Raw genomic sequence first — 25,950 nt, forward strand, 5'->3', positions numbered from 1 at the left:
ATTCGGGACATTTCGTATTGTTGAATAATTATTTAAGCGGTAGCGCGGTGGCAGTGCAACGTTCGCCACCGCGCAGCAAAACGTCAGACGATGCGGTGGCGCAGACGACCAATCTTCTCAATTTCCACTTCGATCTCATCGCCAGGGAACATAAACAGCGGTGGCGTACGCTTTTTCCCCACGCCGCCCGGTGAGCCGGTGATGATGACATCGCCCGGTGACAGCGGACTAAACGCCGAGATGTATTCAATGATCTTCGCCACCGGATGCACCATGCTGGCCGTGGTATCGTTCTGCACTTCGCGCTGATTCAGCCAGGTTTTGATCGCCAGCTGCTGCGGGTCCGGGATGTCGTCGGCGGTGGTCATCCACGGGCCAAAGCCGCCGGTTTGCTGCCAGTTTTTGCCTGCGGTAAACCAGGTGAACTGCATGTCGCGCACCGTGGCATCCATAAAGCAGCTGTAGCCCGCTACATGCTGTAGCGCATCGGCGGCTTTTACCTGATAAGCAGCCTTGCCGATGATCACCGCCAGCTCGCCTTCGTAATCAAATTCAGCCGTGGTCGCCGGTTTCAGCAGGGGCTGCTCGTGTGCTGCCAGCGAATCGGCAAAGCGTACGAACAGCGTCGGCGCGTCGAGCGTGGCGGCAAACTCCTGGCGCTTGTCGGCATAGTTCATACCAACGCAGAAGACTTTGCCTGGGTTTTCCACCACCGGCAGGAAGCGAATCGCGCTGAAGGCATAGTCCACCGGCTCGCTCAGGTACACCTGCAGGTCACTCAGGCCACCGCGCTGCAGCAGAGTTTTCAAATCCGGACAGCTGTCGCCCAGCCGCGCACCGAGATCGATCACGCCGTCGGGTTGCACGATGCCATAACTTTTTCTTGCCTGGTCAATAAGAGAAAAACTGCACAGCTGCATGATGGCCTCAATGTTATAGAGAATTTGCGCGCAGGTTATCAAAAGCCAGACGGAAAAGCGGTATGACCTGAGGGTAAAGTAATTAATGTTTGTGAGTTTTGGTGACAGAGATGCGCAGAGGGGAACGGCGCCGGGTGATAACCACAGGTCGATCCCTGACCGCGATTATCGAGGGTTTCTGGCGGAGCGCTTAGTTTAAGGCGCCCGGCGGTACGTGTTTGAAGGTCTCAACATAAGAGCGAAACACGGAGCGGAAAAAACGTTTCATGGTGCACCTGATACAAAAATTGTTGAAGAATTACGCGAAAATTATAACGCCCGCGCATTTTTCACGCAATTATTTTTGAACCAGATCACAAAAATGCGCCCACCTCAGGGTGCCAGACGTTAACGGAACAGCCCTAAGTGCTCAATCAGGATGGTGCAGCCAATACTGATCAGTACCACGCCGCCCAGCACTTCCGCCCATTTGCCCATTACCGGACCGATAAAGCGGCCGACCAGCACACCGGTGGTCGCCATGATAGTGGTAGCCGCACCGATGGTGAGCGCGGTGAGCACAATGTTAACCTGCAGGAACGCGAGGCCAACCCCCACCGCCAGCGCATCAAGGCTGGTCGCAACCGCCGTCAGTGCCAGTACCATAAAGCCGTGGCGCTGCGGCGCTTCGCACGGCTCATCGGCCGTCTGACGGAAACCTTCCATGATCATTCGTCCGCCAAGAATGCCCAGCAGACCAAATGCCACCCAGTGATCCCACGCCATAATGTAGTGGCTGGCGGCCAGCCCGATGGCCCAGCCCACCAGCGGCGTCAGCATTTCAATGACGCCAAAAATCAGCCCTGTGCGTAATGCTTCTTTGAAGCCCGGACGATACAGCGACGCGCCTTTGCCCAGTGCTGCAGCGAAAGCGTCCATCGACATACCAAAGGCCAGAATCAGGGTTGCGATAAATGTCATGGTTTTCAGTCAATGCGGTGAAATAAGACGATTAAGCCTGCACTTTGTCCGCATATCGGGTTCAGTAATGAAAAAGTGCGCGCAGTCTAGCACGCCAACCCGCCAAAAAAAAGACAACAAAATCATGGGTTTAAGTATAGCAAAGGCTATAACTCTTAACTGCCGCTATTTCTGCAGCTAAGTGGATGGAATAGAAGAAATTTCTTAGCGCGCGCTGCTGCGGGGATTGCACCGCGCCGCGGTTTTATGCGCTAATGCCCGCGCTAACTGATTTGGAATGATGCGATGAAAAACCCATTTGAAACGCTGATCATCCCGGGCGGCATTCTGCTGCTGGGCTTTCTTTCGGCGCTACTGCTGCCCGCCCCTTCGTTTGGCGTGGCGCTGGCAAAACAGCTGCAGCAGGCTCTGCATCTGCAGGATGTGAATCAGCTGTACACCATGGTGTTCTGCGTCTGGTTTTTGCTGCTGGGTACCGTTGAGTTTTTCATTATCCGCTTCGTCTGGCGCCGCTGGTTCCAGCTGCGCTGAACGGTGCACGTGATGCATTTTTCTTCTGACGGGCGCCTGACACGGTGCCTAAATCAAAAGTCACACAAATGTAACATTATTTTTACACAATCTGGCGAAACATCAGGCAACATAAAATCCGCATAAAAAATCAATTTCTCTAAAACCTATCTTTTTCAACGCGTTAACTTGTGATCCAGCTCACCGTGTGAAATCAACCCTCTCCATTTCCCTCACACTGCCGCAACAACTACGTTACTATAACTGCCTGATTAGGGGATAAAAATCCCTTATGACAGCGTCGTCGGGCTGATTAATTCTTATGCTGAATCATTTCTGCATTTAAAAAATAAACAAACGTTTAATTCCGATACGAGAATGTTATATTCGAATGCATATGCATAACGTGCAGTTAACCGTTATCACACCTATGGCTTAAACCTGAGTCTTAACCTTTGAGAAATAGCGCAACGCGCTTGCAAAAAGCGTGGCTGTTTCGCCTGCGAACCTGTTGAGCTTCAGGGCAACAGAGAGGAGATGTCGCCTCATGAGCAACACTGCGGTAAATCTGGCGCTAGCCGCCGCTGGCATGGAAAGCACACACCTTCAGGAACGAAAAGACGTAGATGTCCTGCTGATCGGCGCAGGCGTGATGAGTGCTACCTTAGGCACCTGGCTGCAGGATCTCGAGCCAGACTGGTCGATTGAGATGGTCGAGCGGCTGGATGATGTCGCGGTCGAATCCTCTAATGGCTGGAACAATGCCGGCACCGGCCACGCGGCGCTGGCCGAGCTGAACTATACGCCCGAAAGAGCGGATGGCAGCATCGACATTGCCAAAGCGGTGGCGATTAACGAATCCTTCCAGATTTCCCGCCAGTTCTGGGCATATCACGTACAGAAAGGCAACCTGACTAATCCACAAAGCTTTATTCACAGCACGCCGCACATGAGTTTTGTCTGGGGCGAGGCCAACGTGGCTTTCCTGCGTAAGCGCTTCCAGGCGCTGCAGAAAAGCACCCTGTTCCGCGGCATGAACTATTCCGAAGATCGTGACCAGATCGCTGAGTGGATTCCGCTGGTGATGAACGGGCGCGACCGCAAGCAGAAAGTGGCGGCCACCTGGACCGACATGGGCACCGACGTTAACTTCGGTGAAGTGACGCGCCAGCTGATTGCTGCGCTGGAGAAGAAAGAGAATTTCCGCCTGCGTCTGCGTCAGGAAGTGCGCGATATCAAGCGCCTGAGCGATGGGCGCTGGCAGGTAAGCCTGCACAACCTCGCCAGCGGTGAGCCGCGTGTGCTGACCGCGCGCCAGCTGTTTATCGGTGCCGGCGGTGCGGCGCTGCCGCTGCTGCAAAAAACCGGCATCCCGGAAGTAAAAGGCTACGCCGGTTTCCCGGTGGGCGGCTCGTTCCTCGTCACGGAAAACCCGGACGTAGTGGCGCAGCACATGGCGAAGGTGTACGGCAAAGCCAGCGTGGGCGCACCGCCGATGTCGGTACCGCACGTTGATACCCGCGTGCTGGATGGCAAGCAGGTGCTGCTGTTTGGCCCGTTTGCGACCTTCTCCACCAAATTCCTCAAGCAGGGCTCGCTGCTGGATATGTTCGGCGCGATGAACAGCAGTAACCTGCTGCCGATGATGCAGGTTGGGCTGAAAAGCTTCGATCTGGTGAAATATCTGGTCGATCAGGTGCTGCAGAGCGATGACGATCGTATGGAAGCGCTGCGCGCTTATGTGCCGCAGGCAAAACAGGAAGACTGGAAGCTGGTCACGGCCGGTCAGCGCGTACAAATCATCAAAAATGATGAAAAAGAGGGCGGCGTGCTGCGTCTCGGTACCGAAGTGGTCACCTCGGCCGACGGCTCGATCTCTGCGCTGCTGGGCGCGTCACCGGGTGCCTCCACCGCAGCACCGATTATGCTGGAGCTGATGGCGAAAGTGTTCCCGGAGCAAATGCGCTCGCCCGAGTGGCAAACCAAAATCCGCGCGGTAATCCCGTCATGGGGCCGCAAGCTGAACGGTGACGTGGCGCTGACCGAGAAGGTGCTGGCCGAAACCAGTCGCGTGCTGCAGCTGGATTACGCACCGGTCATCACGCCGGAAGCCGCCAACGACGAAGGCCGTGAAACCGCCCATGTGGTGGGCAAGTAAGCGGCGACGCCTGTCCCTTCAACCGGTAAATACAGACCTGACTGAGGCCGCAATCGCGGCCTCTTTTTTTGATTACGGTGTCGCCCTTTGGATGACGCAATCCCTGACGGTTCAGCCTGGGATTTATTCACCAGGAAGCGCGCGTTTGTTAGCGGCACAATACATTGCACATTGCGCGATAAATCGCGCCGCTACATCAGGGTGCGTCGTACGGCTTCGTTAACTGACCAGCCCCCATATTGTGCCCCTGCTTACCGCGCCATCCAACGCCGTGGCATCAGCTGAATAGCAGCGCGTCATACAGCATCCAGCCGGTGGTCGCCACCAGCGACAGCGCCATTAGCGTGTTGAACGCCTGACGTTTCCACGCAATCTGCAGGTGATGGCGCAGCCGGTCGCCCAGCGCTGCCCAGATTAAAATGCACGGCAGGTTGAGGGCGGCAAAGCCGAGCAGCACCGCCAGCACACCGTTGCTGTTGGCGTACATCAGCGCCACGTTGGTGACCATCAGCCAGGCTTTGGGATTCACCGCCTGGAAACACACGCCGCCCAGCAGGGTCATCGGACGCGGACGTTCGCGCAGCTGCGGCGCACCGGCGCGGAAGATTTTCCACGACAGCCACAGCAGATAGCAGCATCCCACCACCGTCAGCGGCAACCGCACCGACGCCATCCAGTGCAATAGCAGCTCCAGCGCCACGCTCGCCAGCAGCATCTGTAACGCACAGCCGAGCAGGATGCCAAACAGCATCGGCAGCGTGCGTCGGAAGCCAAAATTGACGCCGGACGTGGCCAGTAACAGATTGTTCGGACCCGGTGTAATCGACATCACCGTAACGTAGCTAAAGAAGGATGGATCGAGCATGGTGCGTTTCCCTGAGAATCAACGAAACACCATGCTAATGCGCAAATTACAATGGCAACAGAGACACAAAATCACTATTGTGATGAATACAGTTAAGGCAATTTTAAATTGTACCTATCGCGCGCGGAGGCTTTTGTGTCCCTTCCTCTCTCATCCGGCCAGACGCTGTACCAGCAGCTGGCAGACAGTTTTGCCGAATCTATCCATCAGGGCACGCTGAAGCCGGGTAAGCGCCTGCCGGCCATCCGGCGCGTGGCACAGTCGCACCAGGTCAGCATCAATACCGTGTTAAGTGCCTGGCATATTCTTGAAGATCGCGGCCTGATAGAAGCCCGTCCGCAGTCGGGCTACTACGTGCGTGGCGTGCTGCCCGCGGTGACGCGACCGCTCAGGCCAATGAGCGCCAGCGTTAATGACCCCAGCACGCAAAAACTGGAACTGATCGAGCAGGTGTTCGCCGCGCAGAATCACCCGGACTACACCAATATTTCGCTGGCCTGCCCGCAGGATAGTGAGCTGTTTCCGGCGGCGAAACTGGGACGCATTACCGCCTCCCTTATTCGCCGCGATAACGACATCATTGGTCGTTATGCGCTTCCGCCGGGTAGTGAGCGCTTACGGGAGGAGATTGCGCGCCGTAGCCTGCACACCGGCCTGAATCTCACTGTCGCGGACATCACCCTGACCCACGGCTGCATGGAAGCGCTGCAGCTGGCGCTGCGTGCGGTGACGAAGCCGGGCGACTGCGTCGGGCTGGAATCGCCGACCTACTTCTTTTTGTTCCCGCTGCTGGCCTCACTCGGGCTGAAGGCGCTGGAAATCCCCACCGATCCGCAAAACGGCCTGTCGCTGGACGCGCTGGAGATGCTGCTGCAGGAGCAGCGCATTCAGGCGCTGATCGCTATGCCGGGCGCGCAGAATCCGCTGGGCTACGTGATGCCGCTGGAGAATAAAAAGCGTCTCGCGAAGTTAGTGAACACTTACCACATTCCGCTGCTGGAGGATGGGCTGTATGACGAATTGCAGTTTGACTGGCCGCTGTCGCCGCCGGTCAAAGCCTTTGACCGCGACGGCTGGGTGATTTACTGCACCAGCTTCACCAAAACCGTCGCGCCCGATTTTCGCGTGGGCTGGACGGCTGCCGGCCGCTTCCACCCGGCGATTGCGCGGCTGAAAGCGGTATCGTCGATGACCGAATCAAAACTGCTGAGCGAAACGCTGGCCGAATTCCTCGCCAGCGGCGGTTATGATCACCATCTGCGTTCGCTGCGGCGTCGCTACGCCGCCAATCTGGATGCGGCGCGCGGCATCATTGCCCGTCACTTCCCGCAGGGCACGCGCGCTACCCTGCCGCGCGGCGGCTTTGTGTTTTGGGTCGAGCTGCCGGGCAAAGTTGACACGGTGGAGATGTTCCATCGCCTGTTGCAGGAGCAGATTTGCGTCACGCCGGGCGCGCTCTATTCACTGAGCGATCGCTATCGCCATGCGCTGCGTCTCTCCTGCTGCTATCCGTTTGATGAGCGTTACACCTGGGCACTGAAACGCACCGGCGCGCTGGCCTGTGAAATCACCGGTCTCGCGCCGGGTCAGGATCAGGGCTTACCGTTGCGGCCCCAGGTGGTGTAACCCTCGCGTTCCGTCAGGCGCTCGTAATAGGTTTGCACGGCAGGAAAGTCCGGATGGTCGAGCGGGGTTTCAAACCAGCGGTTCACCGCCAGGCCAACCGGGATATCGGCCAGGGTAAAGTTACGGCCCGCGACGTAGCGCCCGGTTTTTTCCAGCTGCTGATTAAGAATACCCATGGTGTGGCTCCAGCCTTTGACGGCGGCAGCCAGCAGGCGCGGATCCTGATGGGCTGGCGAATTGCGCACCAGCGACATAAAAGCATAGCGCCATGAGGTGTTGAGCTCGGTGGCCTGCCAGTCCATCCACTGATCGACCGGCGCACGCGCGCGCGGATTATCCGGGTAGAGCCATTCACCGCCGTTGCTGTTGGCGAGATAGCGCAGAATCGCGTTGGACTCCCACATCACGAAGTCATCTTCGATGATCACCGGCACCATGGCGTTGGGATTGAGCGCCATAAACTGCGGTGAGTGCAACGACTGCGGGTCTTCGCCCCACGGCTCGTGCTCCCAGGCAATATCCAGCTCTGAACAGAGCCACAGCACTTTACGAACGTTGATTGACGAGTTACGGCCCAGAATTTTTAACATAGCGGACTCCGCTGGCAGAATTGTTAATCTATTCATAGTCCTGTTAGACGCCTTAAGCAATCAGCAGGATGTAAATCCGGATTTCAGACAACCTCAATGAGGAAAGGAGCGAACATGCAGGTGGCGTTTAAACAAGTGGATGTGTTCTCCACAGGCGCGTTCAGCGGCAATCCGCTGGCGGTGATTATGGATGCCCGGGGTCTGAGCGACGCACAGCTGGCGGCCATCGCACGCTGGACCAATCTGTCGGAAACCACCTTCGTGCTGCCACCACAGGATGCCACAGCCGACTATCGTGTGCGCATTTTTACGCCCGGCGGCGAACTGCCGTTTGCCGGACACCCCACGCTTGGCACCGCGCATGCCTTGCTGGAAGCCGGCTGGCCCCTGAAAACAGCGGGTAAGATTGTGCAGGAGTGCGGCGTGGGCCTGGTTGAGGTGCAGATTGGCGCTGACGGTACGCTGGCCTTTGCCGCGCCGGACGCCAGCCTGACGCCATTCAGCGATGCGCTGATGAGCAGCGCGCTGCACAGTGACGCGTTCGATCTCAGCCAGACGCCAGCCGTGGCGGATATGGGGATTCGCTGGCTGTTGATTCCGATGAGCAGCGCGCAGGCGGTGCTGGAGGTGGTCACCCAGGCGGACGATTTACTGCGGCTGCAGCAGCATGCGGGCGTGAACGGCATCGCCCTGTTTGGCCCGCTGCCGCAGGACGCAGAGGCGCAGTACGAGGTGCGCGCGCTGCTGGTCGAGAACGGTAGCCTGGTCGAAGATCCGGTCACCGGCAGCGCCAACGCCTGTCTGGCACGCTATCTGGCGGCGCAGGGCCAGCGGCAGGATTACTGCGCACGTCAGGGCAGCGCCATCCAGCGTGCCGGTCGTATTGTGGTGCGTTTTGCCGGTGAGACAATCTGGATCGGCGGGCAAACCCTCACCCTGATTGATGGCACGATTGAGGTGTAAAACGGGCGCTGCTCCGTTCTTTTACACGATCCGGTCGCAGCGCGATGTTTTTACAGTGCCTGACCGCCGGAGGCCTCGATACGCTGGGCGGTAATCCAGCCGGTTTCGTCGCTCAGGATCGCGCTGATGGCATCACCGATATCATCCGGCAGACCAACGCGGCCCAGCGCGGTCACTGAAGCAATATGCGCGTTCAGATCTTTCGTGTCGCGCACGCGACCGCCGCCAAAGTCGGTTTCAATCGCCCCTGGCGCCAGAATGTTGACGCGAATGCGGCGCTCGCCCAGCTCCTTCGCCTGATAGCGCGTCAGCACTTCCATCGCCCCTTTCATGGCGGCGTAAGTACCTGAACCCGGCAGCGTCATGCGCGTCAGGCCACTGGAAATGTTCAGGATGCGTCCACCATCGGCGATCAGCGGCAGCAGTTTCTGCGTCAGGAAATACGGCCCTTTAAAATGCACATTCACCAGCGCATCAAACTCCTCTTCACTGGTTTCGGCCAGCAGCTTGTAATGACCGTGGCCAGCGTTGTTCACTAAATAATCAAAGCTATCGCGCTGCCAGGTCTCGTTCAGCGTTGCTTTGACCCGCGCCGCAAAGTCATCAAACTGTTTACTGTCGCCCACATCCAGCTGCAGCGCCACCGCACGCGCGCCCAGCGCCTCAATCTCCTTCACGACCGCCTGCGCTTCTTCAGCATGACCGCGCCAGGTAAACAGAATATCGACGCCCTTAGCGGCCAGTTTTAGCGCGCCATTCTTGCCCAGACCGCGGTTACCGCCGGTAATCAATGCAATTTTATGAGACATGTTTCGCTCCGGTTGGAAAATTGAACACGGATTAAGGATATTCGCGAATAATTGATCTATAAACGCAGGGGAATACACAGCACTGTTTCACTAACAACAACAATCGGTGAACAACATGGATAAAATTCACGCTATGCAGGTGTTTGTGCGGGTGGCAGAAATGGGCAGTTTTACCCGCGCGGCTGAGAGTCTGGGTTTACCCAAGGGCAGCGTGTCCCGCCAGCTGCAGGCGCTGGAAAACCAGATGGGCACTCGCCTGCTGCACCGTACCACGCGCCGTGTGCATCTCACCCAGGATGGGCTGGTGTATTACGATCGCTGCCTGGATTTGCTGTCGATGCTGGATGATATGGACAGCCTGTTCCAGCACGATCCTGCCACGCTGAGCGGCAAGCTGCGCGTCGATATGTCGGTGGCAATGGCGACCGGTTTTATCCTGCCGCGCCTGCCGGAGTTTTTGCAGCACTATCCGGGCGTGGAGATTGAACTGAGCAGCAGCGATCGCCAGGTTGATGTGATTCGCGAGGGCTTTGACTGCGTGTTGCGCGTTGGCGAACTGAAAGATTCCGGCCTGATTGCGCGAAAAATTGGCTCGCACGCCTTGATCAACTGCGCCAGCCCTGGCTACCTTTCCCGCTTCGGCATGCCGGTGCGGCTGGACGATCTCGGCCAGCACGCCATGGTGCACTATACCCAACAGCTGGGGCAGCCCTCGCCGGGCTTTGAGTACTTTGATGGCAAACAGTGCCACTACGTGCAGACCGGCGGCGTGGTGACGGTAAACAGCACTGAGACCTATCGCGCCGCCTGTATTGCCGGGCTGGGCATTATTCAGGTACCGGCGATTGGCGTGCAGCCGCTGCTGGAATCCGGCCAGCTGGTCGAAGTGCTGCACCACTTCCCGGCCAAACCGATGCCGATTTCCCTGCTCTATCCTCACCGTCGCAACGTGGCGCGCCGCGTGCGGGTGTTTATGGAGTGGCTGAGTCAGGTGCTGCAGGAATACGTGACCTGAACGGGCAGGCTATAATTTTATTTTCGCTGTGAACAGGATGCAGAAGGTCTATGACGGACAAAACCACAAAAGCCTCAGCGGCTGAAGCTAAGCCGCTGATTGATATCAAAACCGGGAACAAAACCGTAGATGGCTCAATCAGGCGCGTCTCACGCTTTGCCGCCTGGTTCCAGGCGATCCCGGCGGTGGCGCACTTTCTGCGCGCGCTGGAACGCTTTAACGATCGCCTCGGCAGCCAGTTTGGCGCGGCGATCACCTATTTTTCGTTCCTTTCGCTGATACCGATTTTGATGGTCTCCTTTGCGGCGGTCGGCTTTGTGCTGGCGTCCAATCAGGACCTGCTTTCTGAGTTGATCAACAAAATCGTTAACAGCATCAGCGACCCGACGCTGGCCACCACGCTGAAAAATACCGTGAATACCGCGATTCAGCAGCGCGCGACCGTGGGCCTGACCGGTTTGCTGCTGGCGCTCTACTCCGGCATTAACTGGATGGGTAACCTGCGCGAAGCGGTGCGCGCCCAGTCGCGTGACGTATGGGAACGCACGCCCGATGACCAGGAAAAGTGGTGGAAGAAGTATCTGCGCGACCTGGTTTCGCTGCTGGGTCTGATGCTGGCGCTGGTGATTACGCTGTCGCTGACCTCGATTGCCGGCGCAGCGCAGGCGGCGATCGTGAATGCGCTGGGGCTGGGCGATATTGAGTGGCTGCGGCCGGCGATGACCATCATCGCGCTGTCGATCTCCATCTTCGCCAACTATCTGCTGTTCCTGTGGATTTTCTGGATCCTGCCGCGCCATAAGCCGCGCAAAAAAGCGCTGCTGCGCGGAACACTGCTGGCGGCGATTGGGTTTGAGGTGATCAAGTTTGTTATGACGCTGACGCTGCCGAAGCTGGCGACGTCGCCCTCCGGTGCCGCCTTTGGATCGGTGCTGGGGCTGATGGCCTTCTTCTACTTTTTCGCGCGTCTGACGCTGTTCTGCGCCGCGTGGATCGCCACCGCAAAATACAAGGATGATCCCGAGATGTCGCAGCCGCACCACTCTGCCTAACGCGACAATTCAGTTACATTTGCCGCAACAGCAAAAAATGTTTCCTGCTGGCTACTAAAGCAGCAAAAACCAGCAGGAAACGCTAAAGGGTCACTTTTATTTGGCCCTTTTGCAGAGAATCACGCCAGAAAAGCCGCGCTTCCCCTTCCCATCCGCCGCCGATTGCCGTAACTCAGAAATTATCCTCTTTTTCGCCGCCAAAGCCCGGTGTGACGCGGTTTTTCGTCATTGAATGCGGCAAAACAGGTGCGTAAGATTCTTTGTTTACATTTACAATTAAGAAACAGTTATGCAAGCCTCCATCTCCGAAACACCCGACCAACCACACGACGGCACACCGGTTAACTCACGCAGTAAAGTGGTAGTTGCCTCGCTGGTTGGCACTGCGATCGAATTCTTCGATTTTTATATCTATGCCACCGCCGCGGTAATCGTTTTTCCGCATATCTTCTTCCCGCAGGGTGATGCTACGGTTGCCACACTGCAGTCGCTGGCCACCTTCGCTATCGCCTTTGTTGCGCGCCCTATTGGCTCCGCGCTGTTTGGTCACTTTGGCGACCGCGTGGGCCGTAAAGCGACACTGGTTGCCTCGCTGCTGACCATGGGCGTTTCTACCGTACTGATCGGCCTGCTGCCGGGTTATCAGACCATTGGCGTGGCGGCACCGCTGCTGCTGGCGCTGGCGCGTTTTGGTCAGGGCCTGGGACTGGGCGGCGAATGGGGCGGCGCGGCGCTGCTGGCCACCGAGAACGCCCCGGCGAAGAAACGTGCGCTGTACGGCTCGTTCCCGCAGCTGGGCGCACCGATTGGCTTCTTCTTTGCCAACGGCACGTTCCTGCTGCTCTCGTGGCTGCTGACCGATGAGCAGTTCATGAACTGGGGCTGGCGCGTGCCGTTTGTGCTCTCTGCGGTGCTGGTGATTATCGGTCTGTATGTGCGCGTATCGCTGCATGAGAGCCCGGTATTTGCCAAAGTGCAGAAAGAGAAGAAGCAGGTGCGGATCCCCATCGGTACGCTGCTGAGCAAGCATATGACCGCGACCATTCTCGGCACGTTTATCATGCTGGCGACCTACACGCTGTTCTACATTATGACGGTGTATTCGATGAGCTACGGCACCGCGCCGGCGCCGGTCGGCCTCGGTTATTCGCGCAACAGCTTCCTGTGGATGCTGATGGTGGCGGTCATCGGTTTTGGCGTGATGGTGCCGATTGCCGGCCTGCTGGCGGACCGTTTTGGCCGTCGCAAAACGATGATCACCATTACGCTGATGATCATCGCCTTTGCGCTGATGTTCCCGCTGCTGCTCGGCTCCGGCTCGCAGATTCTGGTGATGGGCTTCCTGCTGCTCGGCCTGAGTATTATGGGTCTGACATTCGGCCCGATGGGCGCGCTGCTGCCAGAACTGTTCCCGACCGAAGTTCGTTATACCGGTGCGTCGTTCTCTTACAACCTGTCGTCAATACTTGGTGCCTCGGTAGCGCCTTATATTGCGACCTGGCTGAATGCGAACTACGGCTTGCAGGCGGTGGGCTTCTATCTGGCCTCCATGGCAGTGCTGACGCTGATCGCGCTGATCGCCTGTAAAGAGACACGCCATCAGACGCTGTACGAAGCGGTGTGATTGATTGCGTGTTGACAGAACCCGGCTCCGGCCGGGTTTTTTATTGGCGGTGTGGGGATGGTGCGGTGTGTCCCCTCACCCTGGCCCTCACCCCGGCCCTCTCCCGTAAACGGGAGAGGGAGTATCCGCGCGGTGTTGATGGATAAGTGCAGAAACATCAGCCCGCACCGAACGGTTCCCTCTCCCGCCAGCGGGAGAGGGCCAGGGTGAGGGTGAAAAAACCCTTCTGCCCCCAGACATAAGGTATAAAAAAACCCCGGCAAGCCGGGGTTTGATTGGGCTGAAAACTGTGTCTCGCGTGCCTTAGCCCGCGACGGCGATGCGTTTCATGTCGGTCATATAGCCACGCAGTTTGCGGCCAACGGCTTCGATTGGATGCTGGCGGATCGCTTCGTTCACGTCGCGCAGCTGCGCGTTATCCACCTGCGTGCCTTCCACCGCTTTGCCCAGATCGCCAGGCTGCAGCGTGGTCATGAACTCTTTCAGCAGCGGAACGGCTGCGAAGGAGAACAGGTAGTTACCGTATTCTGCGGTATCGGAAATTACCACGTTCATTTCATACAGACGCTTACGGGCGATGGTGTTGGCAATCAGCGGCAGCTCGTGCAGCGATTCATAGTAAGCCGACTCTTCGATGATGCCCGCGTCAACCATGGTTTCGAATGCCAGCTCAACGCCCGCTTTCACCATCGCGACCATGACCACGCCTTTGTCATAGTACTCCTGCTCGTCGATTTTGCCTTCGAACTGCGGGGCATTTTCGAACGCGGTTTTACCGGTCTCTTCACGCCAGGTCAGCAGGTTTTTGTCGTCGTTCGCCCAGTCAGCCATCATACCGGAAGAGAATTCACCCGAGATGATGTCATCCATGTGCTTCTGGAACAGCGGTGCCATGATGGTTTTCAGCTGCTCAGACAGCGCGTAAGCACGGATTTTTGCCGGATTAGACAGACGATCCATCATCAGCGTGATGCCGCCAAACTTCAGCGATTCGGTGATGGTTTCCCAGCCGAACTGAATCAGTTTCTCGGTGTACGCCGCGTCGTGACCTTCAGCCACCAGCTTGTCGAAGCACAGCAGTGAACCGGCCTGCAGCATACCGCACAGAATGGTCTGCTCGCCCATCAGGTCTGATTTGACTTCTGCCACGAAGGACGATTCCAGCACGCCTGCACGGTCGCCGCCGGTGGCTGCAGCCCAGGCTTTGGCAATCGCCATGCCTTCGCCTTTTGGATCGTTTTCCGGGTGAACAGCGATCAGCGTTGGAACGCCGAAGCCACGTTTGTACTCTTCACGCACTTCGGTACCCGGGCACTTCGGTGCCACCATCACCACGGTGATGTCTTTACGGATGGTCTCGCCCACTTCGACGATGTTGAAACCGTGAGAGTAACCCAGCGCGGCACCGTCTTTCATCAGCGGCTGAACGGCCTGCACAACGGCAGAGTGCTGCTTGTCTGGCGTCAGGTTAACCACCAGATCCGCCTGCGGGATCAGCTCTTCGTAAGTACCCACTTTAAAACCGTTTTCGGTGGCTTTACGGAACGACGCACGCTTCTCAGCAATGGCTTCAGCGCGCAGTGCGTAAGACACATCGAGGCCAGAGTCACGCATGTTCAGACCCTGGTTCAGGCCCTGCGCGCCGCAGCCGACGATGACCACTTTCTTACCTTTCAGGAAGCTAGCGCCATCCGCGAATTCATCGCGCGACATGAAGCGACATTTGCCTAACTGCGCTAACTGATTGCGCAGATTCAATGTGTTGAAGTAGTTAGCCATGGGTACTCCGCTCAGATGTTGTGTTTGCTTTTGTTCAGTAACGGTGCCGGATTTAGCGCCGCGAATGACCCCATCATATGACAGGAAATCTGTTGCTTAAATTGATATATTAACAACGTCACATTGCAGAATTTGCAACATCACGCTGAGGGCAAAACGCGCATGGATTTACGAGACCTGAAACTGTTTCTTCACCTGGCGGAAAGCTGCCACTTTGGCCGCACCGCGCGCGCCATGCACGTCAGCCCGTCGACATTGTCACGCCAGATCCAGCGGCTGGAAGAGGATGTCGGACACGCGCTGTTCCTGCGCGACAACCGCACCGTGACGCTGACCGAAGCCGGCGAGCGGCTGCGTCAGTTCGCTCAGCAGACCCTGCTGCAGTATCAGCAGCTGCGCCATGTCATGGACCTGAACGGTCCGTCGCTGAGCGGCGAGCTGCGCCTGTTCTGCTCGGTAACCGCCGCCTACAGCCATCTGCCGCCGATTCTCGACCGCTTTCGCGCGGAGCATCCGCAGGTGGAGATCAAACTCACCACCGGCGACGCTGCCGATGCCATTGAAATGGTGCAGTCCGGCGAAGCGGATCTGGCCATCGCCGGCCGGCCGGAGTCGCTGCCCGCCAGCATCGATTTTACACCACTGGGTTTGATCCCGCTGGTGCTGATCGCCCCGGCGCTGCCCTGCCCGGTGCGCAGCCAGGCGACGCAGGAACAGCCGGACTGGTCGCAGATTCCCTTTATCCTGCCGGATCAGGGGCCGGCGCGGCGCGGTATTGATTTATGGTTTCGCCGCCATCGCATTGCCAACCCGCAGATTTACGCCACGGTGTCTGGCCATGAGGCGATTGTGTCGATGGTGGCGCTCGGCTGCGGCATCGCGCTGCTGCCGGATGTGGTGCTGGAAAACAGTCCGGAACCGGTGCGCAATCGCGTGCTGACGCTGGAAAATGTCGAGTCGGTGGCGCCGCTGGAGCTCGGCGTATGCGTACAAAAAAAGCGGCTCGGGGAGCCGCTGATCAATGCTTTCTGGCACCTGCTGTAGTTTAGCCGGCGAGGAAGAAGCGAAACGCCGGATTACTGGCCTCGTCGTGCCACTCATAGCCGAGTGCGTTGAGGTGAGTGTCGAAATCCGGCTCTTTGTCGTTGATCTCGAACGCCGCCAGCACGCGACCAAAATCGGTGCCGTGGCTGCGATAGTGGAACAGCGAAATGTTCCAGTGCGCGCCCAGCGTCTGCAGGAACTTCAGCAGCGCGCCCGGCGCTTCCGGGAATTCGAAGCTGAACAGCCGTTCGCGCAGCGGTTTTGACGGGCGTCCGCCCACCATGTAGCGCACGTGCAGCTTCGCCATCTCGTCGTCCGACAAATCCACCACCTGATAGCCGCCTTCAGCCAGCTGGCTGATGATTTCGCTGCGCTCTTCAAGGCCGCGCGTTAAACGCACGCCAACGAAGATGCAGGCATTGTCGGCATCGGCATAACGGTAGTTGAACTCGGTTACCGCGCGGCCGCCCAGCGTCTGGCAGAAACGCAGGAAGCTGCCCTGTTGCTCAGGAATGGTCACCGCCAGCAGCGCTTCACGCTGTTCACCCAGTTCACAGCGCTCAGAGACATAGCGCAGACCGTGGAAGTTGACGTTGGCGCCCGACAGCACGTGCGCCAGCCGCTCGCCTTTGATGTCGTGTTGCTGGATGTACTTCTTCATGCCCGCCAGCGCCAGCGCGCCGGAAGGCTCTGCCACCGCTCGCACATCCTCGAACAAATCCTTCATCGCTGCGCAGATGGCATCGCTGTCCACGGTGATGATGTCGTCGAGGTATTCTTTGCACAGGCGGAAGGTTTCGCTGCCGATACGCTTGACCGCCACGCCTTCGGCAAACAGCCCGACGCGCGGCAAATCCACCGGCTCGCCAGCATCAAGCGCCGCCTTCAGGCAGGCAGAGTCCTGCGACTCGACCGCGATAACCTTGATTTGCGGCATCAGCTGTTTAATCAGTACCGCCACACCCGCCGCTAAGCCGCCGCCACCTACCGGCACAAACACGCGATCGAGATGCGCATCCTGCTGCAACAGCTCCATCGCCAGCGTGCCCTGACCGGCAATCACCGCCGGATGATCAAACGGCGGCACGAAGGTGTAACCCTGCTGCTCCGCCAGCTCAATCGCTTTGGCTTTTGCCTCGTCAAAATTGGCGCCAAACAGGTAAGCCTCACCGCCAAACGCGCGCACTGCATCAACCTTGATGTCCGCCGTCGCCACTGGCATCACAATCAGTGACCTGATGCCGAGCGTGCTGGCCGAGAGCGCCACGCCCTGCGCGTGGTTACCCGCCGAAGCAGTAACCACGCCGCGCGCTTTCTGCTCTTCCGTCAGCCCGGCGATCATGGCGTAGGCACCGCGCAGCTTGAAGCTGTGCACCGGCTGGCGATCTTCGCGCTTCACCAGAATGGTGTTGCCAAGACGCGACGAAATTTTTTCCATTTTTTGCAGCGGCGTCACCTGGGCAATTTCGTACACAGGCGCACGCAGCACCGCGCGCAGATACTCCGCGCCATTGGGCGACGCGGAAAGCGGTTGAGACTCAGCCATCAGAGATTAGCCCCCCAGCTTAGACTTATCGCGCACCGCGCCCTTGTCAGCGCTGGTGGCGAGCGATGCATAAGCACGCAGTGCGAAGGAGACCTGACGCACGCGACCGTGCGGCGTGTAAGCCGCTTCGCCACGCGCTTCCTCTTCTTCACGACGGGCATGCAGTTCGTTATCCGGTACCGCCAGCTTAATGCCACGATTCGGGATATCGATTTCAATGATGTCGCCATCTTTAACCAGCGCGATGGTGCCGCCGTTCGCCGCTTCCGGCGATGCGTGGCCAATGGAGAGGCCCGAGGTGCCGCCCGAGAAGCGTCCGTCAGTGATCAGCGCACAGCTTTTGCCAAGGCCCATCGATTTCAGATAAGTGGTCGGATACAGCATTTCCTGCATGCCCGGACCGCCTTTCGGCCCTTCGTAGCGGATCACCACCACGTCACCGGCGACCACTTTGCCGCCGAGAATCGCTTCCACCGCATCGTCCTGGCTTTCATACACTTTTGCCGGACCTTTAAAGGTGAGGATCTCTTTGTCGACGCCGGCGGTTTTCACGATGCAGCCATCTTCCGCCATGTTGCCGTACAGCACTGCCAGACCGCCATCCTGAGAGAATGCGTGTTCGCGCGTGCGGATACAGCCTTCCTGACGATCGTCATCCAGCGTATCCCAGCGGCAGTCCTGTGAGAACGCCTGGGTAGTACGGATGCCCGCCGGGCCGGCGCGGAACATCTTCTTCACCGCTTCGTCTTTGGTCAGCATGATGTCGTACTGATCGAGGGTTTCGCGCAGGTTGAGACCCAGCACGTTGCGCACGTCGGTGTGCAGCAGGCCGGCACGATCCAGCTCGCCAAGAATACCGATTACCCCGCCCGCGCGGTGCACATCTTCCATATGATATTTCTGTGTGCTCGGCGCCACTTTGCACAGGTGCGGCACTTTGCGTGACAGGCGATCGATGTCGGAAATGTTGAAATCGATCTCGCCTTCCTGCGCGGCGGCCAGCAGGTGCAGCACGGTATTGGTGGAACCGCCCATGGCGATATCCAGCGTCATGGCGTTTTCGAACGCGGCTTTGCTGGCGATGTTACGCGGCAGCACGCGCGCATCATCCTGCTCGTAGTACTGTTTGGTCAGGTTAACGATGCGCTTGCCGGCGTTGATGAACAGATCTTTACGATCGGCGTGGGTTGCCAGCAGCGAGCCGTTGCCCGGCTGCGACAGGCCCAGCGCTTCGGTCAGACAGTTCATGGAGTTGGCGGTGAACATGCCGGAGCACGAGCCGCAGGTCGGGCAGGCGGAACGCTCAATCTGCTCGCTGTCGGCATCGCTGACGTTCGGGTTCGCCCCCTGAATCATCGCGTCCACCAGATCCAGCTTGATGATTTTGTCTGACAGCTTGGTTTTACCGGCTTCCATCGGACCGCCGGAGACAAAGATCACCGGAATGTTGAGGCGCAGCGAGGCCATCAGCATGCCGGGGGTGATTTTGTCGCAGTTGGAGATACACACCATGGCGTCGGCGCAGTGGGCGTTCACCATATATTCCACGGAGTCGGCAATCAGCTCGCGTGAAGGCAGTGAATACAGCATGCCGCCATGACCCATGGCGATACCGTCATCCACCGCGATGGTGTTGAACTCTTTGGCTACACCACCCGCGGCTTCGATTTGCTCAGCAACCAGTTTGCCAAGATCGCGCAGGTGCACGTGGCCCGGTACGAATTGGGTGAAGGAGTTAACCACGGCGATAATCGGCTTACCGAAATCGTCGTCGGTCATTCCTGTGGCGCGCCACAGGGCTCGTGCACCCGCCATGTTACGGCCATGGGTGGTGGTGGCGGAACGGTACTTAGGCATGCTCTATTTACTCCAGTCTGAAAAATGACGCGGACGCTGCTGCACCCGCGTTACTGTCTTGTTATGGATTCACCTGATCCAGCCAGCCATACTTGTCTTCGGTCTCGCCCGTGAACAGGCCAAAGAACGCCTGCTGGATTTTGGTGGTCACCGGACCGCGTTTGCCCTGACCCACCTGGATGCCGTCCACGCTGCGTACCGGCGTGATTTCTGCGGCAGTACCGGACATGAACACTTCATCCGCCAGGTACAGTGATTCGCGTGACAGCACCTGCTCGCGCACTTCGATACCGAGATCCTTCGCCAGCTTGATGATTGCATCGCGGGTGATGCCCGGCAGCGCCGAAGAGGTGAACGGCGGGGTGAACAGGATGCCGTCTTTCACTTCAAACAGGTTTTCGCCAGCACCTTCGGAGATATAACCCTGGGTATCCAGCGCGATACCTTCCTGATAGCCGTGGCGGCGCGCTTCGCTGCCAACCAGCAGGGAAGAGAGATAGTTACCGCCCGCTTTCGCCGCGGTTGGCAGGGTGTTTGGCGCCACGCGATTCCAGGAAGAAACCATGGCGTTGATGCCCTGCTCCAGCGCTTCGGCGCCCAGGTAAGCCCCCCACGGGAACGCAGCGATGATCACATCGGTGGTGAAGCCGTCTGGCGGGTTAACGCCGAGACCCACGTCGCCGACAAAGGCCAGCGGACGAATATAGGCACTCTTCAGTTTATTGACGCGGATAACTTCGCGGCACGCTTCCATCAACTCATCCACGCTGGCTTTGATCGGGAAACGGTAAATTTTGGCGGAGTCGTGCAGACGCTGCATGTGTTCACGGTGACGGAACACCACCGGACCTTTGTGTGAGTCGTAGCAGCGAACGCCTTCGAACACAGAGGTGCCGTAATGCAGTGCGTGAGACATAACGCTAACCTTAGCGTCTTCCCACTTAACCATCTCTCCATTGAACCAGATAAAGTCTGCTTTCTTTGTACTCATTGTTGTTTCCTTTGGCGACTAAGCGCGGATTTGTTGTGTTGTCTGTTGCTGGATCTCGACACAGGCGACATCCATAAGTTTGCTTAACTGCGAAGACAGTAAATCGACAGAGCGCTGGCTGGCAACGGTCATTTCGATATTAATGTTCTCCGCATTGACGGCGGACGCCATATTCATCGCGCAGACCTGGAAGCCACGGTGACGCACGACGCGCAAAATGCGCTCCAATATTTCAGGGCGAAAGCGGGCTTCGATAGACAATTGATGCTGGTTCATACGGTTTTCTCCATCATGTTTGCGTTGCTGGCACCCGGCGGTACCAGTGGCCAGACGTTTTCATGCTCATCAATCGCAACATGCAGGAAGTAAGGACCTTCACTGTTCAGCAGAGCATCAATCGCGGCGTCGACCTGATCTTTACGGCTAATGCGCTGGCCCGGAATATCAAAGGCGCTGGCCAGCGTGAGGAAATCGGGGTTATCGGTGAGGATGGTTTCGCTGTAGCGACCATCAAAGAACAGCTGCTGCCACTGGCGAACCATGCCAAGACGCTGGTTATCCAGCAGCAGGATTTTTACCGGCAGCTGCTTACGCTTGATGGTGCCCAGCTCCTGAATATTCATCATGATTGAGCCGTCACCGGACACGCAGATAACGGTGTCATCCGGACGGGCAACCTGCGCACCTACCGCAGCCGGCAGCCCAAAGCCCATGGTGCCCAGACCGCTGGAGGTGATGAAGTTTTCCGGCGCGCTGAAGCGCATGTGCTGCGCCGCCCACATCTGGTGCTGGCCAACGTCGGTGGTTACCACCGCGCTGTCAGGTTTACGATCTGACAATTGCTTCAGCAGCAGCGGCGCGTAGATCGCCTCGCCGGGATGGTCGTAACGCCACGCGAACTCCGCGTTCATCGCTTTAACTTCAGTACGCCAGCCGTCGATCTGCAGCGGCATGCTCAGCGCCGGCAACACCTGGTTGAGGTCGCCCTGCAGTGAAACGTGAGCGCGACGCAGTTTGTTTAATTCCGCCGGATCGACATCAATATGAATGACGCTGGCGTGCGGCGCGAAGGTATCCAGCTTACCGGTGACGCGGTCGTCGAAACGTGCGCCGACGGCAATCAGCAAATCACAGGATTGCACCGCCAGGTTGGCCGCTTTGGTGCCGTGCATGCCGAGCATACCGAGATAGAGATCGCTGCTGGCTTCGGCGCTGCCCAGGCCTTTCAGGGTAGAAACCATCGGGATGCCGGTCTCCTGCGCCATAGCCCGCAGCGCCGGGACGGCCTGCGCCATGCCAACACCGCCGCCGATATACAGCATCGGTTTTTGCGCCTGCGCCATCAGCGCGCGCGCTTCGGCAATGTGCTGCGGTGAATGGCTCAGTGCCTCTTCAACCGGCAGCAGGTGCGGCGTCAGGTCACCGCTGGCAATCTGAATATCTTTGGGAATGTCGACCAGCACCGGTCCCGGACGGCCGGACTGCGCGATGGCGAAAGCTTCCGCCATCACCGAGGGTAAATCATCAAGCGATTCAACGAGGAAGCTGTGTTTAGTGCAGGCTAATGACAGGCCAAGAACGTCGATCTCCTGAAAGGCGTCGGTACCGATAAACGCTGAAGAGACCTGCCCGGTGATGGCGACAACCGGAACGGAATCCATCATCGCATCGGCCAGCCCGGTGATCAGGTTGGTGGCGCCCGGTCCGGAAGTCGCGATGCAAACCCCGGTTTTGCCGGTCGCACGCGCATAACCGATCGCTGCCATCACCGCACCTTGTTCATGACGACACAGTAGATGTTCCACGCCGCCATCGTAGAGCGCATCGTACACTGGCATGATTGCTCCGCCAGGATAACCAAACACTGTGTCGACACCCTGCGCGCGTAAAGCCTGAACTACCCACTGTGCACCTGTCATGGTTATTCTCCTGTATTCCTGCTGGAACAACAGAATTTTATGCTACTGCTCATAATCTGTTCCTCGCTGATTCGCTGATATTTCGTCTGGTCGAAAAAAAACCCCCGGACCTTACGGTGCGGGGGTTTTTCGAATTCCAGGCTTGATTTTTAAGCCTTTCTTTCTCCAAGCGTAGCCCCGCACGGTGGGTTAATAATCACCACCACGCTAATCACGACTAGGCTAATCACTTGTAGAAGGGCTTTCATGTGTCGTCTGTTTTTTCGTTAGTTCGAAGTAATACCTACAGAGTTACCATAGTTAGCAGGGGATTTACAATAATTTTCATCGGAAAATTTTATGACGCGCGCAGCTGACGTGCGTTATCGCTTTGTAAGTAAAAGGTTATTCGCATTTGTGATAATTATTCATTACGCCCGCGACGCAACCGTTATTTTGCTTTTGCGATCTGGCTGCGAAAATTAATGAACAGGATGAAAAGCGCAGCGATTTTCCTGAATACCGCTTCGGGATGATAGTTTCAGCGATCGCCGTGTGGATTTTTTTCAGCAAGGATAAAGGCAACAAGGAGCGGTTATGTCTTTATCGAAAGTATTAACACGCGCGGCGCTCGGAGTGCAGGCTCCACTGGTGACGATTGAAGTGCATATCAGCAATGGTCTGCCAGCATTGACGCTGGTAGGTCTGCCGGAAACCACCGTCAAAGAAGCCCGCGAACGCGTGCGCAGCGCCATTATCAATAGCGGTTTCACCTTTCCGGCGAAGCGCGTCACCATTAATCTCGCGCCAGCAGATTTACCTAAAGAGGGTGGGCGCTACGACCTGCCGATCGCTATCGCCATTCTCGCGGCCTCAGAGCAGCTGCCAGGCGATAAGCTGGCCCATTATGAGTTCCTGGGTGAGCTGGCGCTAAACGGCGCGCTGTGTGGCGTTCAGGCCGCGATTCCTGCTGCCATGGCGGCACTGCAGGCCGGGCGTCAGATGGTCTTAGCGGAGCAGAATCAACAGGATGTCGGCCTGATACAACAGGGTGAAACGCTGGTGGGCAAGCATCTGGTGGAGATCTGCGCTTTCCTGCATAACCAGACGGCGCTGACGGTCGCCCATTACCAGCCTGAAACGGTGCCGCACGAGCAACAGGACCTGAGCGATATTATTGGCCAGCAGCAGGGACGGCGCGCGCTGGAAATTACCGCCGCCGGTGGCCATAACCTGTTGCTGCTGGGCCCGCCCGGCACCGGTAAGACCATGCTGGCAACCCGATTGCCCGGCATTATGCCGCCGCTGGACGACCAGGAAGCGCTGGAGTGCGCCGCAATTGCCAGCCTGGTCAGCAGCGGTACGCTACATCATCAGTGGCGTAAACGGCCGTTCAGAGCGCCTCATCACAGCGCATCGTTGTATGCGCTGGTCGGCGGAGGATCACTACCGCGGCCGGGCGAAATTTCGCTGGCGCACAATGGGGTGCTGTTTCTTGATGAACTGCCCGAGTTTGAGCGCAAAGCACTGGATGCGTTACGCGAGCCGATTGAGTCCGGAGAAATCGCCATTTCCCGTTCCCGCGCCAAAGTCACTTTCCCTGCACGCTTTCAGCTGATTGGTGCAATGAATCCCAGCCCGACGGGCCATTATCAGGGGAATCATAATCGCTGCACGCCGCAGCAGGTGCTGCGCTATCTCAGCCGGCTGTCTGGCCCGTTTCTGGATCGCTTCGACCTGTCGCTGGAGATTCCGCTGCTACCGGGCGGCTCGCTCAGCCAGAAGCAGCAGCACAGCGAAACCAGCGCGCAGGTGCGCGCACGTGTACTGGCCGCCCGGGCGATACAGATGGCACGCGCGGGCAAAGTGAATGCGCAGCTGTCGAATCCGGAGATCGCCCGTGATTGTGTGTTACAGCAGCAGGACGCGGAATGGCTGGAGGAGATCCTGAATGCACTGGGATTATCGGTGCGTGCATGGCAGCGCATCTTAAAGGTGGCGAGAACCATCGCAGATTTAGCGGGTGAACGGCAGATTACGCGTCAGCATCTGCAGGAGGCGGTGGGATATCGCAGTATCGATCGTTTACTGATTTACCTGCATAAAAGCCTGGAATGACAACGGGGCTGAAATCAGCCCCGTCATGTTAATCGTCGCTATCGCTGAAGTCTTCCACCGTGTCCATCTGCGGTTTACCGCCGGACAAGGTATGAAAACGTTTCGGACGCTTGATACGTGCAGTGTATTTTGACCAGACACGTTCAGCCTCAGTCTGCGGCTCACGCAGACCACGACAGACTTCAATAAACAGACGCTCTTCTTCGGTCTCCGGATCGCGCTTAGCGAGATCCAGTTCGTTGAAAGCGTATCCGTGGCGTTCCAGAAGCTGAGCTTCTTTAATGGTGAAGTCACCATGACGCGAAAAACCACGAGGGTAATGTTTGTTATCAAAGAAACGATTAGTTGTTGCGAAGCTGTCCGCCATCTTACACGCTCCTGATTCTCATATGGCCGTGCTATTTATGGCGCGGAGTATTAGATAGGCTTGACAGAGTGTAAAACAAAACATTTAAATCAGTACGACAAACATTTTTTGGGAGAATGCTGTGGATACGGAATTACTGAAAACTTTCCTCGAAGTGAGCAGAACGCGTCATTTCGGGCGTGCTGCTGAAGCGCTTTACCTCACGCAATCTGCCGTTAGTTTTCGCATCCGTCAGCTGGAAAATCAGCTGGGCGTTAATCTTTTTACCCGTCACCGCAATAATATCCGGCTGACTTCAGCAGGCGAGCGCTTATTGCCCTACGCTGAGAGCCTGATGAGTACCTGGCTGATGGCAAAGAAGGAGGTTTCGCATACCCAGCAGCACCATGAGCTATCAATCGGTGCCAGTGCATCGCTCTGGGAAGCGTATCTTACGCCCTGGCTGCAGACGCTATACGAGAACCGGGAGAGCCTGCATCTGGAAGCACGTATTGCTCAGCGCCATTTGCTGGTCAAGCAGTTACATGAGCGCCAGCTTGATCTGCTGATCACCACCGAAGCGCCAAAAATGGATGAACTCACCAGTCAGCAGATCGGTCATATTTCACTCGCGCTCTTTCGTGCACGCAAAACTGAAAAGCGTGAAAAATATGATTACATCAAACTCGAGTGGGGCGCGGATTTCCATCAGCATGAAAGTTATCTTTCCAGTGATGACGTACCGGTATTAACTACCACTTCAGCACATGTGACCCGCGAATTGCTGCATACCACGGGAGCCTGCGCTTTTTTACCTGATTTCTGGCACGGCATTTACAGTGATTTGATGGTTATTCCAGACACACCTGTCGCAGTGCGACCGTTATATGCGGTATGGCTGCAGAATAGCGATCAACAGGCACACATTCGTCAGCTGCTTAAATATCCGGTCCTGACTCACTGAAGCAATAATTGAGGGAGTTTGAGTGGAAGAAATGAAACTCAGGCTCTTGCCTGCGCCGAATTTCAGGCAAAAAAAAATCCTTTGCCGAAGCAAAGGATTATTTTCTGGCAGGGGCGGAGGGACTCGAACCCCCAACACCCGGTTTTGGAGACCGGTGCTCTACCAATTGAACTACGCCCCTAATTAGGGTGGCGGAACGGACGGGGCTCGAACCCGCGACCCCCTGCGTGACAGGCAGGTATTCTAACCAACTGAACTACCGCTCCACCGATTCTGTACTGATATCAGACCGTCGCTGATTTCAGGTGTTTCGCC

General features: G+C 57.4%; 24 protein-coding genes and 2 tRNA genes. 10 read left to right on the forward strand and 16 right to left on the reverse strand.

Features of this window, described 5'->3' with window-relative positions; translation table 11 throughout:
* Positions 1–83: 83 nt before the first annotated feature.
* The 3 genes from F3J41_RS17695 to mntP all read right to left on the reverse strand — a co-directional run bounded on the left by F3J41_RS17695 (position 84) and on the right by mntP (position 1,880).
* Entirely contained in the window at positions 84–920 is an 837-nt protein-coding gene (locus F3J41_RS17695; RefSeq protein WP_104094200.1) for a fumarylacetoacetate hydrolase family protein, read from the reverse strand.
* A 190-nt stretch (positions 921–1,110) separates the two neighbouring features.
* Positions 1,111–1,188, reverse strand: a complete 78-nt coding sequence (gene azuC, locus F3J41_RS23690) for a stress response protein AzuC (protein ID WP_125310475.1) — start codon at positions 1,186–1,188, stop codon at positions 1,111–1,113.
* A 119-nt stretch (positions 1,189–1,307) separates the two neighbouring features.
* A complete protein-coding gene (gene mntP, locus F3J41_RS17705) occupies positions 1,308–1,880 on the reverse strand; it encodes a manganese efflux pump MntP (protein WP_021507902.1) in 573 nt (190 codons plus the stop codon).
* Between the two features lie 285 nt (positions 1,881–2,165).
* On the opposite strand from mntP, the gene F3J41_RS17710 reads away from it, so the two are divergent.
* A complete protein-coding gene (locus F3J41_RS17710; protein ID WP_010615729.1) occupies positions 2,166–2,411 on the forward strand; it encodes a DUF1158 domain-containing protein in 246 nt (81 codons plus the stop codon).
* Positions 2,412–2,937: 526 nt separating this feature from the next.
* A complete protein-coding gene (gene mqo, locus F3J41_RS17715; protein ID WP_166711932.1) occupies positions 2,938–4,548 on the forward strand; it encodes a malate dehydrogenase (quinone) in 1,611 nt (536 codons plus the stop codon).
* Positions 4,549–4,825: 277 nt separating this feature from the next.
* On the opposite strand, the gene F3J41_RS17720 is transcribed toward mqo, so the two are convergent.
* Entirely contained in the window at positions 4,826–5,413 is a 588-nt protein-coding gene (locus tag F3J41_RS17720) for a LysE family translocator (RefSeq protein ID WP_166711934.1), read from the reverse strand.
* Between the two features lie 135 nt (positions 5,414–5,548).
* Here F3J41_RS17720 and F3J41_RS17725 point away from each other — a divergent pair, with 135 nt between their 5' ends.
* Positions 5,549–7,039 (forward strand): PLP-dependent aminotransferase family protein, encoded by a 1,491-nt coding sequence (locus tag F3J41_RS17725; RefSeq protein ID WP_166711936.1) that lies wholly within the window; start codon positions 5,549–5,551, stop codon positions 7,037–7,039.
* Here F3J41_RS17725 and F3J41_RS17730 read toward each other — a convergent pair.
* Complete coding sequence (locus F3J41_RS17730; RefSeq protein WP_058780243.1) at positions 7,006–7,629, reverse strand: glutathione S-transferase family protein; 624 nt, start codon at positions 7,627–7,629, stop codon at positions 7,006–7,008. The genes F3J41_RS17725 and F3J41_RS17730 overlap by 34 nt on opposite strands.
* A 114-nt stretch (positions 7,630–7,743) precedes the next feature.
* Here F3J41_RS17730 and F3J41_RS17735 point away from each other — a divergent pair, with 114 nt between their 5' ends.
* Entirely contained in the window at positions 7,744–8,592 is an 849-nt protein-coding gene (locus F3J41_RS17735) for a PhzF family phenazine biosynthesis protein (RefSeq protein ID WP_141496785.1), read from the forward strand.
* 50 nt (positions 8,593–8,642) lie between these two features.
* Here F3J41_RS17735 and F3J41_RS17740 read toward each other — a convergent pair whose 3' ends face one another.
* Positions 8,643–9,401, reverse strand: a complete 759-nt coding sequence (locus F3J41_RS17740; protein WP_021507908.1) for an SDR family NAD(P)-dependent oxidoreductase — start codon at positions 9,399–9,401, stop codon at positions 8,643–8,645.
* A gap of 115 nt (positions 9,402–9,516) precedes the next feature.
* Here F3J41_RS17740 and F3J41_RS17745 point away from each other — a divergent pair, with 115 nt between their 5' ends.
* From F3J41_RS17745 to F3J41_RS17755, 3 genes are all read left to right on the forward strand, one after another.
* On the forward strand, positions 9,517–10,416 hold the full coding sequence (locus F3J41_RS17745; protein WP_031279769.1) for a LysR family transcriptional regulator: 900 nt from the start codon (positions 9,517–9,519) through the stop codon (positions 10,414–10,416).
* A gap of 50 nt (positions 10,417–10,466) precedes the next feature.
* The gene (gene yhjD / locus F3J41_RS17750) at positions 10,467–11,468 is read left to right on the forward strand and encodes an inner membrane protein YhjD (RefSeq protein ID WP_058759376.1); all 1,002 of its coding nucleotides are present in this window, start codon (positions 10,467–10,469) and stop codon (positions 11,466–11,468) included.
* 289 nt (positions 11,469–11,757) lie between these two features.
* Positions 11,758–13,092: an MFS transporter gene (locus F3J41_RS17755; RefSeq protein ID WP_021507911.1), complete on the forward strand. Its 1,335-nt coding sequence runs from the start codon at positions 11,758–11,760 to the stop codon at positions 13,090–13,092.
* Between the two features lie 303 nt (positions 13,093–13,395).
* On the opposite strand, the gene ilvC is transcribed toward F3J41_RS17755, so the two are convergent.
* Complete coding sequence (gene ilvC, locus F3J41_RS17760; protein WP_021507912.1) at positions 13,396–14,871, reverse strand: ketol-acid reductoisomerase; 1,476 nt, start codon at positions 14,869–14,871, stop codon at positions 13,396–13,398.
* Between the two features lie 162 nt (positions 14,872–15,033).
* Between ilvC and ilvY the strand changes: the two genes are divergently transcribed.
* A complete protein-coding gene (ilvY, locus tag F3J41_RS17765; protein ID WP_021507913.1) occupies positions 15,034–15,915 on the forward strand; it encodes an HTH-type transcriptional activator IlvY in 882 nt (293 codons plus the stop codon).
* A gap of 1 nt (position 15,916) precedes the next feature.
* On the opposite strand, the gene ilvA is transcribed toward ilvY, so the two are convergent.
* The 6 genes from ilvA to ilvL form a co-directional block, all read right to left on the reverse strand.
* Complete coding sequence (gene ilvA / locus F3J41_RS17770) at positions 15,917–17,461, reverse strand: threonine ammonia-lyase, biosynthetic (protein ID WP_058775138.1); 1,545 nt, start codon at positions 17,459–17,461, stop codon at positions 15,917–15,919.
* Between the two features lie 6 nt (positions 17,462–17,467).
* Entirely contained in the window at positions 17,468–19,318 is a 1,851-nt protein-coding gene (ilvD, locus tag F3J41_RS17775; RefSeq protein WP_021507915.1) for a dihydroxy-acid dehydratase, read from the reverse strand.
* 61 nt (positions 19,319–19,379) lie between these two features.
* Positions 19,380–20,309, reverse strand: coding sequence for a branched-chain amino acid transaminase (locus F3J41_RS17780; protein ID WP_059011331.1), 930 nt, complete (start codon positions 20,307–20,309; stop codon positions 19,380–19,382).
* An 18-nt stretch (positions 20,310–20,327) separates the two neighbouring features.
* On the reverse strand, positions 20,328–20,585 hold the full coding sequence (gene ilvM / locus F3J41_RS17785; RefSeq protein WP_008106624.1) for an acetolactate synthase 2 small subunit: 258 nt from the start codon (positions 20,583–20,585) through the stop codon (positions 20,328–20,330).
* Positions 20,582–22,228, reverse strand: a complete 1,647-nt coding sequence (gene ilvG, locus F3J41_RS17790) for an acetolactate synthase 2 catalytic subunit (RefSeq protein ID WP_059011329.1) — start codon at positions 22,226–22,228, stop codon at positions 20,582–20,584. Before ilvG ends, ilvM begins: the two co-directional genes overlap by 4 nt.
* Positions 22,229–22,377: 149 nt before the next feature.
* On the reverse strand, positions 22,378–22,476 hold the full coding sequence (gene ilvL / locus F3J41_RS17795; RefSeq protein WP_071813600.1) for an ilv operon leader peptide: 99 nt from the start codon (positions 22,474–22,476) through the stop codon (positions 22,378–22,380).
* Positions 22,477–22,804: 328 nt separating this feature from the next.
* Here ilvL and F3J41_RS17800 point away from each other — a divergent pair, with 328 nt between their 5' ends.
* Positions 22,805–24,325, forward strand: coding sequence for a YifB family Mg chelatase-like AAA ATPase (locus F3J41_RS17800; protein ID WP_058775137.1), 1,521 nt, complete (start codon positions 22,805–22,807; stop codon positions 24,323–24,325).
* A gap of 28 nt (positions 24,326–24,353) precedes the next feature.
* Here the strand turns inward: F3J41_RS17800 and F3J41_RS17805 are convergent, their stop codons facing one another.
* Complete coding sequence (locus tag F3J41_RS17805) at positions 24,354–24,692, reverse strand: DUF413 domain-containing protein (RefSeq protein WP_021507919.1); 339 nt, start codon at positions 24,690–24,692, stop codon at positions 24,354–24,356.
* 121 nt (positions 24,693–24,813) lie between these two features.
* Here F3J41_RS17805 and hdfR point away from each other — a divergent pair, with 121 nt between their 5' ends.
* On the forward strand, positions 24,814–25,635 hold the full coding sequence (hdfR, locus tag F3J41_RS17810) for an HTH-type transcriptional regulator HdfR (protein ID WP_031279770.1): 822 nt from the start codon (positions 24,814–24,816) through the stop codon (positions 25,633–25,635).
* A 105-nt stretch (positions 25,636–25,740) separates the two neighbouring features.
* Here the strand turns inward: hdfR and F3J41_RS17815 are convergent.
* Positions 25,741–25,816, reverse strand: a tRNA-Trp gene (locus F3J41_RS17815).
* An 8-nt stretch (positions 25,817–25,824) separates the two neighbouring features.
* A tRNA-Asp gene (locus tag F3J41_RS17820) sits at positions 25,825–25,901 on the reverse strand.
* Positions 25,902–25,950: the final 49 nt, after the last annotated feature.

This window comes from Pantoea sp. Ap-870 (assembly GCF_011752515.1).
Lineage (GTDB): Bacteria > Pseudomonadota > Gammaproteobacteria > Enterobacterales > Enterobacteriaceae > Pantoea > Pantoea dispersa.

Coding starts and splice junctions, on each gene's coding strand:
- mqo (WP_166711932.1), top strand. CDS start 2,938: ATGAGCAACACTGCGGTAAATCTGGCGCTAGCCGCCGCTGGCATGGAA.
- mntP (WP_021507902.1), bottom strand. CDS start 1,880: ATGACATTTATCGCAACCCTGATTCTGGCCTTTGGTATGTCGATGGAC.
- F3J41_RS17710 (WP_010615729.1), top strand. CDS start 2,166: ATGAAAAACCCATTTGAAACGCTGATCATCCCGGGCGGCATTCTGCTG.
- F3J41_RS17745 (WP_031279769.1), top strand. CDS start 9,517: ATGGATAAAATTCACGCTATGCAGGTGTTTGTGCGGGTGGCAGAAATG.
- ilvM (WP_008106624.1), bottom strand. CDS start 20,585: ATGAACCAGCATCAATTGTCTATCGAAGCCCGCTTTCGCCCTGAAATA.
- yhjD (WP_058759376.1), top strand. CDS start 10,467: ATGACGGACAAAACCACAAAAGCCTCAGCGGCTGAAGCTAAGCCGCTG.
- F3J41_RS17800 (WP_058775137.1), top strand. CDS start 22,805: ATGTCTTTATCGAAAGTATTAACACGCGCGGCGCTCGGAGTGCAGGCT.
- ilvC (WP_021507912.1), bottom strand. CDS start 14,871: ATGGCTAACTACTTCAACACATTGAATCTGCGCAATCAGTTAGCGCAG.
- ilvA (WP_058775138.1), bottom strand. CDS start 17,461: ATGGCTGAGTCTCAACCGCTTTCCGCGTCGCCCAATGGCGCGGAGTAT.
- F3J41_RS17720 (WP_166711934.1), bottom strand. CDS start 5,413: ATGCTCGATCCATCCTTCTTTAGCTACGTTACGGTGATGTCGATTACA.
- F3J41_RS17755 (WP_021507911.1), top strand. CDS start 11,758: ATGCAAGCCTCCATCTCCGAAACACCCGACCAACCACACGACGGCACA.
- azuC (WP_125310475.1), bottom strand. CDS start 1,188: ATGAAACGTTTTTTCCGCTCCGTGTTTCGCTCTTATGTTGAGACCTTC.
- ilvY (WP_021507913.1), top strand. CDS start 15,034: ATGGATTTACGAGACCTGAAACTGTTTCTTCACCTGGCGGAAAGCTGC.
- ilvG (WP_059011329.1), bottom strand. CDS start 22,228: ATGACAGGTGCACAGTGGGTAGTTCAGGCTTTACGCGCGCAGGGTGTC.
- F3J41_RS17805 (WP_021507919.1), bottom strand. CDS start 24,692: ATGGCGGACAGCTTCGCAACAACTAATCGTTTCTTTGATAACAAACAT.
- F3J41_RS17780 (WP_059011331.1), bottom strand. CDS start 20,309: ATGAGTACAAAGAAAGCAGACTTTATCTGGTTCAATGGAGAGATGGTT.
- ilvD (WP_021507915.1), bottom strand. CDS start 19,318: ATGCCTAAGTACCGTTCCGCCACCACCACCCATGGCCGTAACATGGCG.
- F3J41_RS17735 (WP_141496785.1), top strand. CDS start 7,744: ATGCAGGTGGCGTTTAAACAAGTGGATGTGTTCTCCACAGGCGCGTTC.
- ilvL (WP_071813600.1), bottom strand. CDS start 22,476: ATGAAAGCCCTTCTACAAGTGATTAGCCTAGTCGTGATTAGCGTGGTG.
- F3J41_RS17730 (WP_058780243.1), bottom strand. CDS start 7,629: ATGTTAAAAATTCTGGGCCGTAACTCGTCAATCAACGTTCGTAAAGTG.
- F3J41_RS17695 (WP_104094200.1), bottom strand. CDS start 920: ATGCAGCTGTGCAGTTTTTCTCTTATTGACCAGGCAAGAAAAAGTTAT.
- F3J41_RS17740 (WP_021507908.1), bottom strand. CDS start 9,401: ATGTCTCATAAAATTGCATTGATTACCGGCGGTAACCGCGGTCTGGGC.